The following is a 511-nucleotide window of genomic DNA, read 5'->3' as shown; positions in this document are numbered from 1 at the left end:
TTGTGTTGTGGTTGAGTTGTAGAAGCAAGTTGCGTCTTGTTTCATTTTTGAAAGGGCTTCTTTGAGCCGATTAGTGTATATCTAGCTTATTTTGCTATGCACATTTTTAATCGACTTGAAGGAGCCCTTTTTGTGTTGTTTTCAAGTTAGGAATCACTTGTAAAAAGGTATTTAGATTTAGGTATACAAATAAAAAACACTGTGAGAAAAAACACAAGATTTGTGTTTTTTTTTGCTTTGGAAGGGGATCATTATAATGAAATACGAACATGCAATTACACTAGATAAACCATTACTATCACTAGAGGAGATAATAAAAATCTTTCAGAGGAATGAAGTTACTCAACCAATTCGAGAGCGTAATTCTAGCATTTTCCGTGATACAGAAGACTATATTGCAGATAAAATGACAGCCTTACACATCAACTCTGATGAGTATTACAATACGATTTTTTTACCAATTTTACGCCATGATTGTGAAGAAGATTGTTATTTTCCATTTGAAAGGAAG

General features: G+C 32.7%; 1 pseudogene. It reads left to right on the top strand.

The features are described 5' to 3' along the window. Window positions 1–256: 256 nt before the first annotated feature. Window positions 257–511: pseudogene (locus ACS2CR_RS34380) on the top strand (hypothetical protein); the annotation flags it as partial.

The organism is Bacillus cereus group sp. BceL291 (assembly GCF_051776705.1).
GTDB lineage: Bacteria > Bacillota > Bacilli > Bacillales > Bacillaceae_G > Bacillus_A > Bacillus_A cereus.
Note: the sequence above shows the minus strand (reverse complement) of the source record. Positions and strands in the feature narration are given on the sequence as shown.